Here is a 14,415-nt window from a genome sequence, read left to right as displayed (position 1 = left end):
TAACACGATGAAACGACAAACTGGTTTGTTACTCGGGAGTGCTTTACTGTTGCTGGCAAATTCGTCATGGGCAACGGTTTGCCAGAATTCGAACGGAACGCCGACGGATGTCTTTTACGATCTGTCGAATGTCTTTAACAGCAGCAACAACCATCCTGGACAGGTGGTGACATTGCCGGAAAAGTCCGGCTGGATTGGCGTCAATGCCACCTGTCCGGCCGGGACGACGGTGGATTACACCTATCGCAGCTATGTGACGGATCTTCCGGTGCAAAGCACAGAAGGGGGCTTTCAGTACCTGAAGCTTAATGACTACCTGCTGGGGGCCATGAGCATTACCGACAGCTACGCCGGGCTGTTTTATCCTCCACGTAATAATATCCGTATGGGGACTCACCCGAACGTACCCAAGCAGAAGCCCTTTGGCGTAATGGATTCAAAACTGGTGTTCAAATTAAAAGTGATCCGCTCATTTATTAATATGGTGCCGATCCCCCGGCAAACGATGTTCAGAGTCTATGTCACGACCAGCACCGGCGATGCGCTGAGTGTACCGGTTTACACCATCAGCTATAGCGGTAAGGTCGAAGTACCACAAAACTGCGAAGTGAATGCAGGGCAGGTTGTTGAATTTGATTTTGGTGATATCGGTGCCTCGCTGTTTAGCAAGGCTGGGTCGGGAAATCGACCAGAAGGCGTCAACCCGCAAACCAAAACGATAGCGATAAAATGCACTAATGTTGCCGCGCAAGCCTATCTGACCATGCGCGTAGAGGCCGAAAAATCCTCCGGGCAAATGATGGTATCGGACAACGCTGATTTAGGTTTCATTGTTGCCGACAGCAGCGGCGTACCGCTGACCCCTAACAACCTGTCCAGTACAATTCCGTTTCGCCTGGATGATAACGCAGCCGCGAGTGTCAGTATCCGGGCGTGGCCGGTTAGCGTGACAGGCAATAAGCCGGCGGAAGGGCCATTTACCGCCCGTGGATATCTGCGAGTGGATTATGACTAAGAAGAGATCAAGGGTCATACGCACACTGTTGGTGGTCGCAGCCGCGCTGTCATTCAGCTCGCTAAGTCGGGCGGATACCTCGTTGGGTGAGATCAATATTGAGCTGCGCGGTAACGTGGTGGACTTTACCTGCGCCGTGATTGCCAGCGACAGCAATAAATACGTGGACCTGGGCACCTGGCCGACAAAGCAGTTGAAAACCAGCGGCGATACCACTCAACCGATGTCTTTTTCGCTAAAGCTGGAAGGCTGCCCACCGGGATCGGCGTCAATCACCTTTTCCGGTACGCCCGCAGCGGGCACCACGCTACTGGCGCTGGATGATGCGGTGATGGCGCAAAAGGTGGCGATTGAACTGCGTGACCGCGATCGCACGCGATTACCGCTCGAACAGGCCAGCCAGACGGTGGCAATTGATAACAATGGCAATGCCACGCTAACCTTTTTCGCGAACTATATTGCTTTAGCGGATGGTGTTCAGCCCGGACTTGCCAGGGCTGATGCGACGTTTATGATCAACTACAACTAACGACCCACTCCCGAACGACATCTCGCCGGGAGTGGAGTTACATTAATTCATGCATTTTCGCATAATCGATGAGTTCGACAATGGTATGCAAACCCAGCTTGGAGTAGATATTGGCTTTGTGCGCACTGATCGTTTTATTGCTGAGTAATAACTGCTCAGCAATTTCTTTATTGGACAACCCATTTGCCAGATAACGCAGAACTGTAACTTCACGATTTGAAAGCGGCATGTCATTCAGCTCTCCTTTACGTATATTAATGTTATTAATAAAGTTAAGCGTATCGGATGGGAAGAAAGAATACCCGGATAAAATCATTTTAACCGCATTATAGATATCGTTCAGATCCTTCCGTTTACTGACGAAACCATTTGCGCCTGCCCGGATAGCACGTCCGGCGTAAAATGATTCAGATTTTGAGGACAAAAACAGTACCCGCGTTTTTTCCTGCAGTGATTTAATTCTCTTGAGTAAGGTAAATCCATCGGCGCCAGGCAGTTCAATGTCCAGAATGACGAGGTCGACAGGATAGGTACGCAGATGATCTATTGCCGCGCGACTGTCATCGGTTTTCAGTACTACCTCGATATTACTATTTTTTTCGAGCAGCACTTCTATCGACATTCTGACAATAGGGTGTTCGTCCATAATGATAACGGATGCTGGTTTCATTTTTTTATGCCTCAAACTGTTTGTGTATCTTGCGATTTTGATAAAACATCAGGCGTTATTAATATTGTCAAATAGCCAAGGATTGTTCTTCGAGAGGAACCGAACAAATAATATTTCATCCTTGTTCATTCGGTCGTTCTTCGTAAGAACAATAAGTGTGTGGAATATCCATTTCACACCAGGGAAAATTTACAATTAATCATGAAACAGTAGGGATTATACCTGCTCTGCTCCTCCGGAAAAGTCTTGCGGTAAGTAACTTCTTAATGGCTGTTACGATATCCTGAAAGATCCCAGTATGTTTACGGTTGTTAGTATTATTTTCCTATTGTTTTAATTATGGCAGATTGAAAGTTTTTTTAAAATACTAAAAACAATACAACAGGCTAATTGTTTAGGTTTTGTTAAAGGGGGGCGCGGGTGTCTATTAAGACGTAATACGCAGCATTCGTAAGGTTAAACGCAGTACGAGGCGCGGGCATAATACCAGGACTAGTTGTAAATATTAAATTTATGTAAAAAATACACGGCATGTCTCAGTGTGAAATAAGTAATTTCTTAAAAAATCTTATTTCACAGCGAGTTATGGTGTTAAATTAAATGAGGAGAGGTAACATTAAGACGGTGTATCAGGTGCAAAAAGCGTTGGCGGTGTGGCAATCCCAGGTGTGTAATCAGCTGATTCAGGCGATAGATGATGCGGTGATAAGGTAGGTTCTGTGAATGGGCAATCTTTTTTAGGGATTCACCGTGTAATAGTAATGAAACCATCTCCCAGTCAGCCTGACTTAAGCGCTCAGAATGAATATTATTTAGATTTGGTGATAATAATGCATCACGTATGCCTGCAAGTTGCTGACGACGAGGCAGAACGTAAAAGGGGCCGGTCATGGCAATAAATTTACTCAGGGCCTCATCATTACGGCTAAGCAATAAAAAAATCTGTATATCATTGCGCTGTTTAACCAGCAGGCGCAACCATTCGAGCGTCTCGAAATAAGATAATTGTAACCCGTCCATATCAACTACTAACTGACGGCATTCAGGGTCTTGCAGGCTGGCGAGTGCGGACTCAAAATTCTGGAATACGGCCGTGCGGGTCCCTGAAAATAAATAGCGGTTTAGCGTGTAGGCAAGGTAGTAATCGGTGGTGATAATCGCCTGCGATATAGTATCCCCGGGTAGAGAGTAATTGAGTTTTTGTGTCAGATACTCAAGTCGGTCAAATACCTGTGGCGCACAGTGATGATATTGATGGGTACAGTGGGTATTGCGTAAACGGCGATGTCGTTCCCGGCGTAGTGCGCTGCGCATCCTTCCTTTTTTCCTTACCGTTTTATTTTCACTGACCCGGATAAATGGCAGGCCATAAATATCCCTGGCCAAATTCTGCGCCGGCCTGCAGGGCAATTTCCTTGTGCTTGTGGGTTTCAATCCCTTCTACAATCATCCGATTCGCGATTGCCTGTCCCCTCTGAATGGTCTGCTGGAGCCTGCCTGGTTTTTTACTCAGTGTCCAAAAGGTATTTTTATCTAGCTTAATACCTGACAACTGCCAATTAGCATCAATGAATGCGGTAAGTAATTCTTCATTAGCATCATCCATCCAGATGGGGATGCCCAACGCTTCAATTTGTTGAATAGTCTTATACACCACAGCGCGTTGAGCAGTGTTGAGCGAAAGGAAAGTAACGGCATCCTGTATTTCTATGGCGAGGTTAGGTGGGAAAACCATCCCGGCCCAATGAAAAGATCTCCAGTCCAGGAAGGCCTTCATCGGTAAATTCAGGGAATAAACATAGGCTGAACGAAAACACGTGACGTTGGTCATCTGCTGATAAAACAGGCCCTGTTGTTGTGGTAAAGAAAGCTGGCGAAAATATTTTTCGCTGTTAATTTCTCGGGGAAGATGGGTCAGGACTTCAAAGCCATATCGGTGTGAAGTCGACAAATCAACAATGGGTTCCAGTTTAAGCGAGAAGGGGAGAATACGGGCATCATTTTCTATTGAGGGCGGTGCATGTTCATATTTATCATTCCATAATAACAGGCTCGGTGTCACGATATCCCCCCGAAGCAGAGCAAATATTACCGAGTGTGTATTTTTATTACCCCGGTAATAATATATAGGTATTATTGTGGCAGCGTAGAAACCGGTGCAGTAGGTACTGATACTTAATTGGCTATGAGACATTTCTCATAAAAGTGCTAGTGTGTGAGAAACGGTTTAACTTTGTAGAAAACTCAGGTTAACCCTGATGTATTTTAAGAATTGCTGCTCGTTTTTCACATGCAGTTTTTTCATAATGCTGCGACGAGTCGCCTTCGCCTGGACCTCACTGAGCGCAAGAAGATGCGCCGTTTCGGCGACGGTATATCCGCTAGCGAGAAACATTAAAAACTGGCGCTCTGCAATGGAAAAGTTGCGGGTGGTGCAATAGTGACAGATGGTGGCGGGGACGCTGGAACGGAGTGCGCGTTTTTGCAAAATGAGCACCATTTTTTTGCTGATCTCTTCGACATCATCTTCGCGATAAATAAGCGGTAACATGTACAGGCAGGGTCTGAACATCAGTTTGTCTTTATCGCATTTGTTGCAAATAATAACCCGATGCTGGTGCCTGGTGTGGATAGGAATTTCGTAACAGCCTGCGCTAAACCAATCTTCATCTAACGATAAAAAGGCGATGTCTGCACGGTCAATATCGTCGGCAGGCAAGAAGCAAATCTTCTGATGCCACTGATTTGCCAGGCGAGTAATAATGATTTTCAGTCCATGTTCGAAGTGACTATTTTCTTCTTTGATGGCGATACTTAACATTGAAGAGATCCTAAACCGCAAGGAAGGGAGTAGGAGAATGTTAAGCAAAATCATTAATTTTCTAAATACATTTAACCTTAAACCGAGCTTTACGGTGCCTGAGTTGTTACCAGGTGATTTCCTGGATACCCGTGGACGAGCAGAAAAAACAATATTCGTACACTTCGCAAGCAACCAGAACAAAAGGCATTGACTCAGCATGCGCTGACCGTATAATTCACGCGTTTCATCCGCATGAAGTCTTCACTTCGCAATGCGCCCTTAGCTCAGTTGGATAGAGCAACGGCCTTCTAAGCCGTAGGTCGTAGGTTCGAATCCTACAGGGCGTACCATTTTCTTCCCTAAGAACAACGCTACAAGCAGTGTGTTATTTATTTTCTCAGCCAGTCTTCTACTACATTAAGGCTTTGTTGTATCTCCTCTCTGAGTGGAAAATCAGTTAACGGCTGCTGTTCAAGCTCCGCGCACATCTTACTGGCTGAACGCATCCCAATGCTGGCGCAACTGCTTTTTAGCTGATGCGCCAGGTGTTTAATTTTCTCGTCATCACTTTCAGCGCGCGCAACATCAATTTCATCTAATAAAGGCAGCGCATGTTGTTTAAAGAGTGCTAACCATTCATGTACCTTTTGCGATCCCATTACGTGGATATCATCAGTTAATTGCTGGGTATCTAACCGTTCGTTGTCATCTTCTAATTCAGCGGGAAGGGTATTGCTACCGTGAAGATAATGCGTAATCAGTCGGCTGAGTTCATCCCGGGGAACCGGTTTTTGAATAATGCCGAGAAACAGGTTGCTGGTTCTTTGGCTTAGCGTTTCGTCAATGACGTGTGCGCTAAAGCCGATCAGGTTAAGCGTTGGATACTCAAGGGTTAACTGCTGCGCCAGCGTGATACCGTCGATATCAGGCAGGTTGAAATCAACCAGGGCGGCATCATAGTGGGCGTCCTGCTGTAGTAGGGTTAGCGCCGCAGCAGCACTGTCTGCAGTACTAACCTGTGCGCCATTGAGGGTGAGCATTTCTGTGCTGATGCGCTGCGTGAGGGGATTATCCTCGATAAGCAGTAAGCGTAACCCCTGTAACGATATGGCACGTGGAACGGATTTTGCTACCGGCATCGCGGCAGCCCGTAATGGCAGACGCAAACGAAAGCAACTCCCGACCCCCGGAGTGCTGGTAACGCTCAGTTCCCCTTGCATCGCCTGCGCGAGGCTGGCGCTGATGGTTAATCCAAGCCCGGTTCCCCCACGTTTACCGCTTACCTGAACAAACGGCTGAAAAATATCGCTCTGACGGTCAGGATCAATTCCGCACCCTGTGTCTTCCACCTCGATATACCACTCTCCATTTGCACATCGGCTGCGTAGGATGATGCGCCCCTGGTCGGTAAAACGTAGTGCGTTGTTTAATAAGTTGGTAATGATTTGGCGAATGCGACGCGGATCGCCGCGTAGGGTCGCGGGGACATCGTCGGCATAATCTGCAACCAGTGTGACGGGGCGACCCGCAACGCGACCGATCATTAGCCGGAGCGTACTTTCTAATAGCGGTTTAGGTGCAAAAGGCTCATCGCCGATCGCCACATTTTTTCCGCCTGCTTCGATGGCGGAATAATCCAGGATATCGTTGAGAATGGTTAACAGAGACTCGCCTGAGTCAGTGATGGCGCGTAAATTCTCCCGATGCTGCGCCAGAGCAGGATTATCTGAGAGCAACTGCGCCGTACCGAGGATCCCATACAGCGGGGTGCGTATTTCATGGCTCATGGCAGCAAGAAACGCCGATTTTGCCTGGTTGGCTTTTTCGGCCTCCGCACGCGCCTGTCGGTGTTCAGACACCAGAGAACGAAGTTCTGCCGTGCGGGATTTAACCTGCGCGGCCAGATGTTCGCGATGACTATTGAGCGCATGAACGCTACTACGAAAGGCATCCATCAAACGCCCAATGGTGTCCAGTTCGCGAACGCCTGCGGTTTCCGGAAATGGAGAGTCAATGTCACCTTCAAGCAGACGCTGTAACGCCTGCGTCTGCTGTGCCAGCGGGCGCGTCACTGAGCGGTAAACCACGCGCCAAAGAATGAGAATCAGCAAGCACAGTGACACGCCGCCCAACAGCAACAGCAGGTTTTGTCCCCGCTGGCTGGCCTGCTTGAGGTGTGCCAGACCGGTCTGATTGCGTTGCCCGATGAGTTCAACCAACCGACTAACTTCACTACTAAAGCGGGTAAATTGCTCGATATTATTCTGCGACAAGATCTGTAGTCGGGTAGTGATGTCGTTATCCTGACGATACAGGGCCAGCAGCTCGACATAACGGCCAATCGTATTCACGCTATTGGCTACCTGAGCGCGTACCACCGGATCTTCAATACGTATTTGTCGACGATGTAGCACTCTGACGGCGGCATTGAGCTGGGTTTCCAGCGCCGCCAGATTATTCTGCGCCTGATTATTGCCTAGATTCATGACCATTTGCTGCACGCGTAGCGCGCTCAGGCGTAGTTCGTTCATCTGGTTGTAATATTCCAGATCGATATCGATAAGTCTGTCGAGAGCGTGTTCAGCCGCTTGCCCCTGATGGCCCTCAATTAAATCATAAATGCTGGCCTGCGTAGCGCCTGCCGACGTGGCGGCATTACTGGCCTGGCCGCGTGCCATTTCGGCAACGTCTGCGGTCGCCTCAATAATATGCTGGCTGAGTTGTTGCTGTTGATCGCGTAGTTTCAGCCGTTCACCAACCATCTCCCCCTGATGGCTTAACGACTGGGCGATCTCTTTCTCCTGCTGCTCAATGGTTGAGGTGTCAAAGCTCTGCTCGCGAAGGGTTTTCAGCAATGCGGTTATTTTCAGGCTCTGGGCGGTTAACATCCGCCCCTGAGCCAGCCACATATTTTCATTATCTGCGGTGGTCAGGTTCTGTGCGGAAAACAGTTCCCAGGCACTGGCCTCGCTGAGCTGGCGTGCCATGTCCATTGTCGGAATAAGCGCCTGGGTATTGGCTTGCTCAACCTGGCTGACAAAACGCAGGTTATACCAGCCTACCAGCGTACTAATGAGGGTCAGCGTCGCCATCAGTGCGAAGCCTATCCACAGTCGTTTGGTCAGAGATAAATTCACTGTCTGGTCGCCACAGATTAAAAAGGTTGAGTCCAAAAGCGGAAAGCAACTAGGATAAAGCCTTATCAATGTTGAGGCCATCATGCGCGTATTGGTTTTCCTGCTTATCACGCTTTTTCCTGGTTTAGCTCACGCGACCGGGGCCGCATTACTGCGCTGGCAGGATACGCAGCTGGCAGTGGCGGAACAGCAAACGGGCGTCATCGCCACTAAGGCGTGGAAACTGTGCGCGTTGTATCCCAGCCTGAAGGATTCCTACTGGCTTTCAGTGAATTACGGCATGCTTGACGCCGCGAAAAAATACGGTGTCAGCCTGAAGGTGCTCGAAGCGGGAGGGTATCGCCAGCTTGCCATGCAAAAAACACAAATTGCCCAATGTCAGCAATGGGGAGCTGATGCCATTTTGTTGGGCAGCAGTACGACGAGCTTTCCGGAGCTGCAAGCGCAGGTAGGCATGCTACCGGTCATTGAGGTGGTGAATGCGATACACGATGCGACGGTGAAAACCAGGATTGGGGTTCCGTGGTTCCAGATGGGGTATCAGCCAGGCCGTTATCTGGTTAAGTGGAGCGGTGGTAAACCACTCAAGGTCTTATTATTGCCAGGTCCTGATGACGCCGGAGGCAGTCGAGAAATGGTGGCCGGGTTCCGCCAGGCGATTGCCGGTAGCGAGGTTCACATCGTGGATGTGGCATTGGGTGATAATGATATTGAAGTACAACGCAATCTGCTGCAGGAGATGCTGGAACGCCACCCAGATGCCGATGTGGTTGCCGGTACAGCAATTGCGGCAGAGGCGGCGATGGGGGAGCGGCGTAACCTGAGCACACCTTTAACCGTGGTCTCTTTTTATCTGTCGCATCAGGTATATCGCGGGCTTAAACGCGAAAGGATCATTATGGCTGCCAGCGATCAAATGGTCTGGCAAGGCGAGCTGGCGATTCAGCAGGCGATCAGGGTGCTACAAGGGCAACCGGTGCCGGAAAATATCAGTCCACCGATCTTGGTGCTCACCCCGAAAAATGCGGACAGTCAGCATGTTCGACGCTCGCTGTCACCGGGTGGATTTCGTCCCGTTTATCTGTATCAGTACACGTCAGCAGCTAAAAAATAACCTTCTCCGTGTTGCGTCACCAGCAAGTCGGCTTGCAACTTGTGGCGCAAACGGCGGATCAGTACGTCCACGGTACGTAAGTCAGGATTGTCTACCCGCCGTGCCGAAAGCATACGCAATAAGCGTTCACGACTGAGAATTTCCCCTGGGTTGGTGACAAATGCGACCAACATTTCGTATTCGGCGCGGGTGAGTTTGATCGCTTCGTCACCCAGTTCCAGCGTATGTCGGGAGACATTCAGGCAATATCCGGCAAACTGATAGCAGTTATCTTTTGCCTCCGGCTGCGCCTGGCGGGCAAGATCGATACGCCAGAGCAAATTTTTCACCCGTACCACCAGTTCACGCAATTCCAGTGGTTTAGTGACATAATCATCAGCCCCCATTTCCAGGCCAACGATACGATCGATCTGATCGCTGCGCCCCGTCACCAGAATAATTCCCACCGTTGAGCGTTCACGCAGGGCGCGGGTCAGCATTAATCCATTTTCATCCGGGAGATTAATATCCAGCAGAATAAGGTCGACAGGATGTTGCGCCATAATCTCACGTAAGCCCGCACCGCTGGCTGTGACTGAGACGTGATAACCTTCCTGTTCAAAATAGGCCTGTAGCCGCGCCTGGGTTACCGGTTCATCTTCAACAATAACAATGTGATGCGACATCCTGTTTACTGTCTCTTTCTGTTCATATCTGTTCACATTGTGCCGTAAGCCATTCATCCTGACCAGTGTTGCTGTTCACATTTGCTGAATAAGATCCTCTGTAACTAAACCATATATTTACAGGGGCTATTATGCGAAAACTCTGGAGGGCGCTACTCCGACCGAGCGCACGTTGGTCAGTGCTGGCGCTGGTCGTAATCGGGGTTGTGGTCGGTATTGCACTGATCGTTCTGCCACACGTTGGCATAAAATTAACCAGTTCAACCGAGTTTTGCGTGAGCTGCCACAGCATGCAGCCGGTTTACGAAGAATATAAACAGTCAGCGCATTTTCAGAATGCCTCCGGGGTGCGCGCAGAATGTCACGACTGCCACATCCCATCAGATATCCCAGGCATGGTGAAACGTAAGCTGGAAGCGAGTAACGATATCTACCAGACTTTTGTTGCCCACTCTATTGATACTCCTGAAAAATTCGAAGCCAAACGCGCCGAGCTGGCGGAGCGAGAATGGGCGCGGATGAAGGAAAACAACTCTGCGACCTGTCGTTCCTGTCATAACTATGATGCGATGGATCACGCTAAACAGCATCCTGAAGCCGCGCGTCAGATGAAAATTGCGGCGAAGGACAATCAATCCTGTATCGACTGCCATAAAGGGATTGCGCATCAGCTTCCCGATATGAGCAGCGGTTTCCGTAAGCAGTTTGACGCGTTACGAGCTAACGCAAACGACGATGGCGATACGCTCTACTCCCTGGATATCAAACCTATTTATGCCGCCAAAGGCGATAAAGAGCCGGCGGGTTCACTGCTGCCTGCTTCCGAAGTGAAAGTGTTAAAGCGTGACGGTGACTGGCTGCAAATTGAAATCGTGGGCTGGACCGAAAGCAACGGGCGTCAGCGCGTGCTGGCGCAATTGCCGGGCAAGCGCATTTTTGTCGCCTCCATTCGTGGTGACATCCAGCAGCATGTGAAAACGCTGGAGCAAACTACCGTAGCGGAAACGAACACACAGTGGAGCAAGTTACAGGCCACCGCCTGGATGCAAAAGGGCGATATGGTCAACGACATTAAACCTATCTGGGCTTATGCCGACTCGCTCTATAACGGTACCTGTAATCAGTGCCACGGCGCGCCGGAGAAAGAACACTTTGACGCCAACGGCTGGATTGGCACGTTGAACGGCATGATTGGATTTACCAGTCTGGATAAACGTGAAGAACGTACCTTGCTGAAATATTTGCAGATGAATGCCTCTGACACCACGGACAAGCCGCATGGCGATAAGGGAGAAAGCAATGAAAAATAACGATCTCTTTCAGGCATCTCGCCGACGTTTTCTGCTGCAGTTGGGCGGCTTGACCGTGGCCGGTATGTTAGGACCTTCGCTGCTCACACCGCGTAGCGCTAACGCCGCAGAGGTGCAGGGGGCTGGCGTCAAAGAGGGGATCCTGACTGGTTCTCACTGGGGGGCTATTCGAGCCACTGTGGTGGATGGTCGTTTTATCGAGGCCAAGCCATTTGAGCGTGATAAGTATCCGTCAAAAATGATCGCCGGGTTGCCGGATCACGTACACGGTAATGCGCGTATTCGCTACCCGATGGTGCGCGTTGACTGGCTGCGTAAACGCCATCAGAGCGATACCTCACAGCGTGGAGATAACCGCTTTGTGCGCGTTTCGTGGGATGAGGCGCTGGACTTCTTCTACCAGGAGCTGGAGCGTATTCAAAAAACCTACGGCCCGAGCGCGCTGCTGACGGCCAGCGGTTGGCAATCAACGGGGATGTTCCATAATGCCTCCGGTATGCTGGCGCGCGCCATTGCGCTGCATGGCAACAGCGTGAGCACGGGGGGCGACTACTCAACCGGCGCAGCGCAGGTGATTTTGCCGCGTGTGGTGGGATCAATGGAGGTTTATGAGCAGCAAACCTCCTGGCCGCTGGTGCTTGAAAACAGCAAAACTATTGTGCTGTGGGGCTCTGATCTGATTAAAAACCAGCAGGCGAACTGGTGGTGTCCGGATCATGATGTCTATGAATACTACGAGCAACTGAAGGAAAAGGTGGCACGCGGTGAGATCTCTGTCATCAGCGTCGACCCGGTCGTTACCTCAACCCACGAGTATCTTGGGCGCGACAAGGTCAAGCATATTACGGTGAACCCGCAGGCTGATGTTCCACTCCAGCTGGCGCTGGCGCATACGCTCTATACCGAGAAACTTTACGACAAACATTTTCTCGATAACTACTGCGTTGGGTTTGAGCAGTTTCTGCCTTATCTGCTGGGTGAAAGCGACGGACAACCCAAAGATGCCCAGTGGGCGGAAAAAATATGCGGGATTGATGCCGACACCATTCGTGAACTGGCCCGGCAGATGGCAGCCGGGAGAACGCAGATTATTGCCGGTTGGTGCGTCCAGCGTATGCAGCACGGGGAACAGTGGGCGTGGATGATCGTGGTGCTGGCCTCGATGCTCGGACAAATCGGTTTACCCGGCGGCGGTTTTGGCTTTGGCTGGCACTATAACGGTGCGGGAACGCCTGGGCGTAAAGGCGTTATCCTCAGCGGTTTTTCAGGTTCCACCACCGTGCCTCCGATCCATGACAGCACCGATTATAAGGGTTATAGCAGCACCATTCCGATCGCGCGTTTTATCGATGCGATTCTGGAGCCGGGCAAGAACATTAACTGGAACGGTAAAAAGGTCAAACTGCCGCCGTTGAAGATGTGTGTTTTTGCCGGGACTAACCCCTTCCATCGTCACCAGCAGATCAATCGCATTATTGAGGGCTGGCGTAAGCTGGAAACCGTCATCGCCATCGATAATCAGTGGACGTCAACCTGTCGATTTGCCGATATCGTTCTGCCCGCAACGACCCAGTTTGAGCGTAACGATCTCGACCAGTATGGCAACCACTCCAATCGCGGCATTATCGCCATGAAACAGCTGGTGCAGCCACAATTTGAAGCACGTAATGATTTCGATATTTTCCGCGATCTCTGTCGCCGCTTTAATCGTGAAGAGGCGTTCACTGAAGGGCTGGATGAGATAGGTTGGTTGAAACGCATCTGGCAGGAAGGAAGCCAGCAAGGGAAAGGACGCGGTGTTCATCTCCCGTCGTTCGACGTTTTCTGGAATCAACAAGAATACGTTGAGTTTGAACATCCGCAGATGTTTGTTCGTCATCAGGCATTCCGCGAAGATCCCGATCTTGAGCCGCTGGGGACGCCGAGTGGTTTGATCGAAATTTTCTCCAAAACGATTGCCGATATGCAGTATGACGATTGCCAGGGGCATCCGATGTGGTTTGAGAAAATCGAACGTTCACACGGTGGGCCGGGGTCGCAACGTTGGCCGCTGCATCTGCAATCCGTCCACCCGGATTTCCGTCTGCATTCACAGCTCTGTGAATCTGAAGCACTGCGTAAGCATTATGCGGTAGGAGGGAAAGAACCGGTCTTTATTAACCCACAGGATGCCAGCGCCAGGGGGATCCGCAATGGCGATATTGTCCGTGTGTTTAATGCGCGCGGCCAGGTGCTTGCGGGAGCGGTTGTTTCCGATTTTTACTCACCAGGTGTCGTGCGTATTCATGAAGGTGCCTGGTACGATCCTGATAACGGTGGAGAAACTGGGGCTCTGTGTAAATACGGTAACCCGAACGTGTTAACGATGGATATTGGCACGTCTCAGTTGGCGCAGGCGACCAGTGCGCATACTACGCTGGTAGATATTGAGAAATATACCGGCAAGGTGGATAACGTGACGGCGTTCAGCGGTCCTATAAAAATGGTGGCACAGTGCGAATATGTTCCAGCGGAGAAGGCGACGTCATGACGAAACACTCTTCTCTGACAACGGAACAGATGGCCTGTGTTTACGCCTGGCTGGCGCAGTTGTTTTCCCGGGAGCGTGACGATGAAAGCCTGGTGCTTTTACAGTCCAGTGAAATGGCTGAGTGGTTCGCGGTGCTAAAAGGTGAACCGTCGCTTGAGGCGCAGGTCCTTTTGCTGGAGGAGAAAATTGCTGCGTTGAAGGTGCGTGAAGACGCCACTCTGGAACTGGCTGCTGATTTTTGCAGCCTGTTCCTGATGTCGGATCAACATGCGGCGTTACCCTATTCGTCGGCTTATCTCAAGGATACGCCAGACAACGGGGTCATCAGGCAGCTGTTATCTGAAGCTGGAATGCAGGTCAGTGATGCGTTTAGCGAGTCTGCCGATCATCTGGCGATTTTCATCGAACTGCTGAGTCATCTGCATTTTTCTCTGGCAGAGGCAGGACAGCGTTATCAGCAAATTGATGCGTTGCGCAAAGACACGCTGGTTGGGTTGTTACGTTGGTTACCGGAATTCACCACTCAATGCCGCCGTTATGATGATTTTGGTTTTTATGGTGCGTTGAGCCAGCTGTTGCTGGCAGTTGTCAGACTGGATAATCAGACCTGAGTTTTGGCCTAAGTCATAAAAAACGGGAGCA

Annotated in this window: 12 protein-coding genes and 1 tRNA gene; 7 read left to right on the top strand and 6 right to left on the bottom strand. The window is 50.3% G+C overall.

The window, feature by feature from the left end; all coding sequences use genetic code 11:
• The first annotated feature begins 7 nt into the window (after window positions 1–7).
• Together fimH and sfmF are read left to right on the top strand one after the other, a co-directional pair.
• Complete coding sequence (fimH, locus tag E4Z61_RS10910; RefSeq protein WP_135322781.1) at window positions 8–1,015, top strand: type 1 fimbria D-mannose specific adhesin FimH; 1,008 nt, start codon at window positions 8–10, stop codon at window positions 1,013–1,015.
• On the top strand, window positions 1,008–1,544 hold the full coding sequence (gene sfmF / locus E4Z61_RS10905) for a fimbria assembly protein (RefSeq protein ID WP_135322780.1): 537 nt from the start codon (window positions 1,008–1,010) through the stop codon (window positions 1,542–1,544). The genes fimH and sfmF overlap by 8 nt, the downstream gene beginning before the upstream one ends.
• A gap of 37 nt (window positions 1,545–1,581) precedes the next feature.
• On the opposite strand, the gene fimZ is transcribed toward sfmF, so the two are convergent.
• From fimZ to fimW, 4 genes are all read right to left on the bottom strand, one after another.
• Complete coding sequence (fimZ, locus tag E4Z61_RS10900; protein WP_135322779.1) at window positions 1,582–2,214, bottom strand: fimbria biosynthesis transcriptional regulator FimZ; 633 nt, start codon at window positions 2,212–2,214, stop codon at window positions 1,582–1,584.
• Window positions 2,215–2,805: 591 nt separating this feature from the next.
• Complete coding sequence (fimY, locus tag E4Z61_RS10895; protein WP_135324922.1) at window positions 2,806–3,528, bottom strand: fimbria biosynthesis regulator FimY; 723 nt, start codon at window positions 3,526–3,528, stop codon at window positions 2,806–2,808.
• 28 nt (window positions 3,529–3,556) lie between these two features.
• On the bottom strand, window positions 3,557–4,276 hold the full coding sequence (locus tag E4Z61_RS10890) for an EAL domain-containing protein (RefSeq protein WP_135322778.1): 720 nt from the start codon (window positions 4,274–4,276) through the stop codon (window positions 3,557–3,559).
• Between the two features lie 165 nt (window positions 4,277–4,441).
• Complete coding sequence (gene fimW, locus E4Z61_RS10885) at window positions 4,442–5,035, bottom strand: fimbria biosynthesis transcriptional regulator FimW (RefSeq protein WP_135322777.1); 594 nt, start codon at window positions 5,033–5,035, stop codon at window positions 4,442–4,444.
• A 255-nt stretch (window positions 5,036–5,290) separates the two neighbouring features.
• Here fimW and E4Z61_RS10880 point away from each other — a divergent pair.
• Window positions 5,291–5,367, top strand: a tRNA-Arg gene (locus E4Z61_RS10880).
• A gap of 39 nt (window positions 5,368–5,406) precedes the next feature.
• Here the strand turns inward: E4Z61_RS10880 and torS are convergent.
• Window positions 5,407–8,154 (bottom strand): TMAO reductase system sensor histidine kinase/response regulator TorS, encoded by a 2,748-nt coding sequence (gene torS, locus E4Z61_RS10875; protein WP_135322776.1) that lies wholly within the window; start codon window positions 8,152–8,154, stop codon window positions 5,407–5,409.
• 82 nt (window positions 8,155–8,236) lie between these two features.
• Here torS and torT point away from each other — a divergent pair, with 82 nt between their 5' ends.
• Window positions 8,237–9,268 (top strand): TMAO reductase system periplasmic protein TorT, encoded by a 1,032-nt coding sequence (gene torT, locus E4Z61_RS10870; protein ID WP_135322775.1) that lies wholly within the window; start codon window positions 8,237–8,239, stop codon window positions 9,266–9,268.
• On the opposite strand, the gene torR is transcribed toward torT, so the two are convergent.
• The gene (torR, locus tag E4Z61_RS10865) at window positions 9,241–9,933 is read right to left on the bottom strand and encodes a two-component system response regulator TorR (RefSeq protein WP_135322774.1); all 693 of its coding nucleotides are present in this window, start codon (window positions 9,931–9,933) and stop codon (window positions 9,241–9,243) included. The two genes, torT and torR, sit on opposite strands and share 28 nt — an antisense overlap.
• A 131-nt stretch (window positions 9,934–10,064) precedes the next feature.
• Here torR and torC point away from each other — a divergent pair, with 131 nt between their 5' ends.
• From torC to torD, 3 genes are read left to right on the top strand one after another with little or no spacing between them, the layout of a single operon-like run.
• Window positions 10,065–11,243: a pentaheme c-type cytochrome TorC gene (gene torC / locus E4Z61_RS10860; protein WP_135322773.1), complete on the top strand. Its 1,179-nt coding sequence runs from the start codon at window positions 10,065–10,067 to the stop codon at window positions 11,241–11,243.
• The gene (gene torA, locus E4Z61_RS10855; RefSeq protein ID WP_135322772.1) at window positions 11,233–13,773 is read left to right on the top strand and encodes a trimethylamine-N-oxide reductase TorA; all 2,541 of its coding nucleotides are present in this window, start codon (window positions 11,233–11,235) and stop codon (window positions 13,771–13,773) included. Before torC ends, torA begins: the two co-directional genes overlap by 11 nt.
• Complete coding sequence (torD, locus tag E4Z61_RS10850) at window positions 13,770–14,384, top strand: molecular chaperone TorD (protein WP_135322771.1); 615 nt, start codon at window positions 13,770–13,772, stop codon at window positions 14,382–14,384. The genes torA and torD overlap by 4 nt, the downstream gene beginning before the upstream one ends.
• Window positions 14,385–14,415: the final 31 nt, after the last annotated feature.

Origin of the sequence: Citrobacter tructae (assembly GCF_004684345.1) — a bacterium.
Taxonomy (GTDB): Bacteria; Pseudomonadota; Gammaproteobacteria; order Enterobacterales; family Enterobacteriaceae; genus Citrobacter; species Citrobacter tructae.
This window is presented reverse-complemented; position numbering and strand designations above follow the sequence as displayed.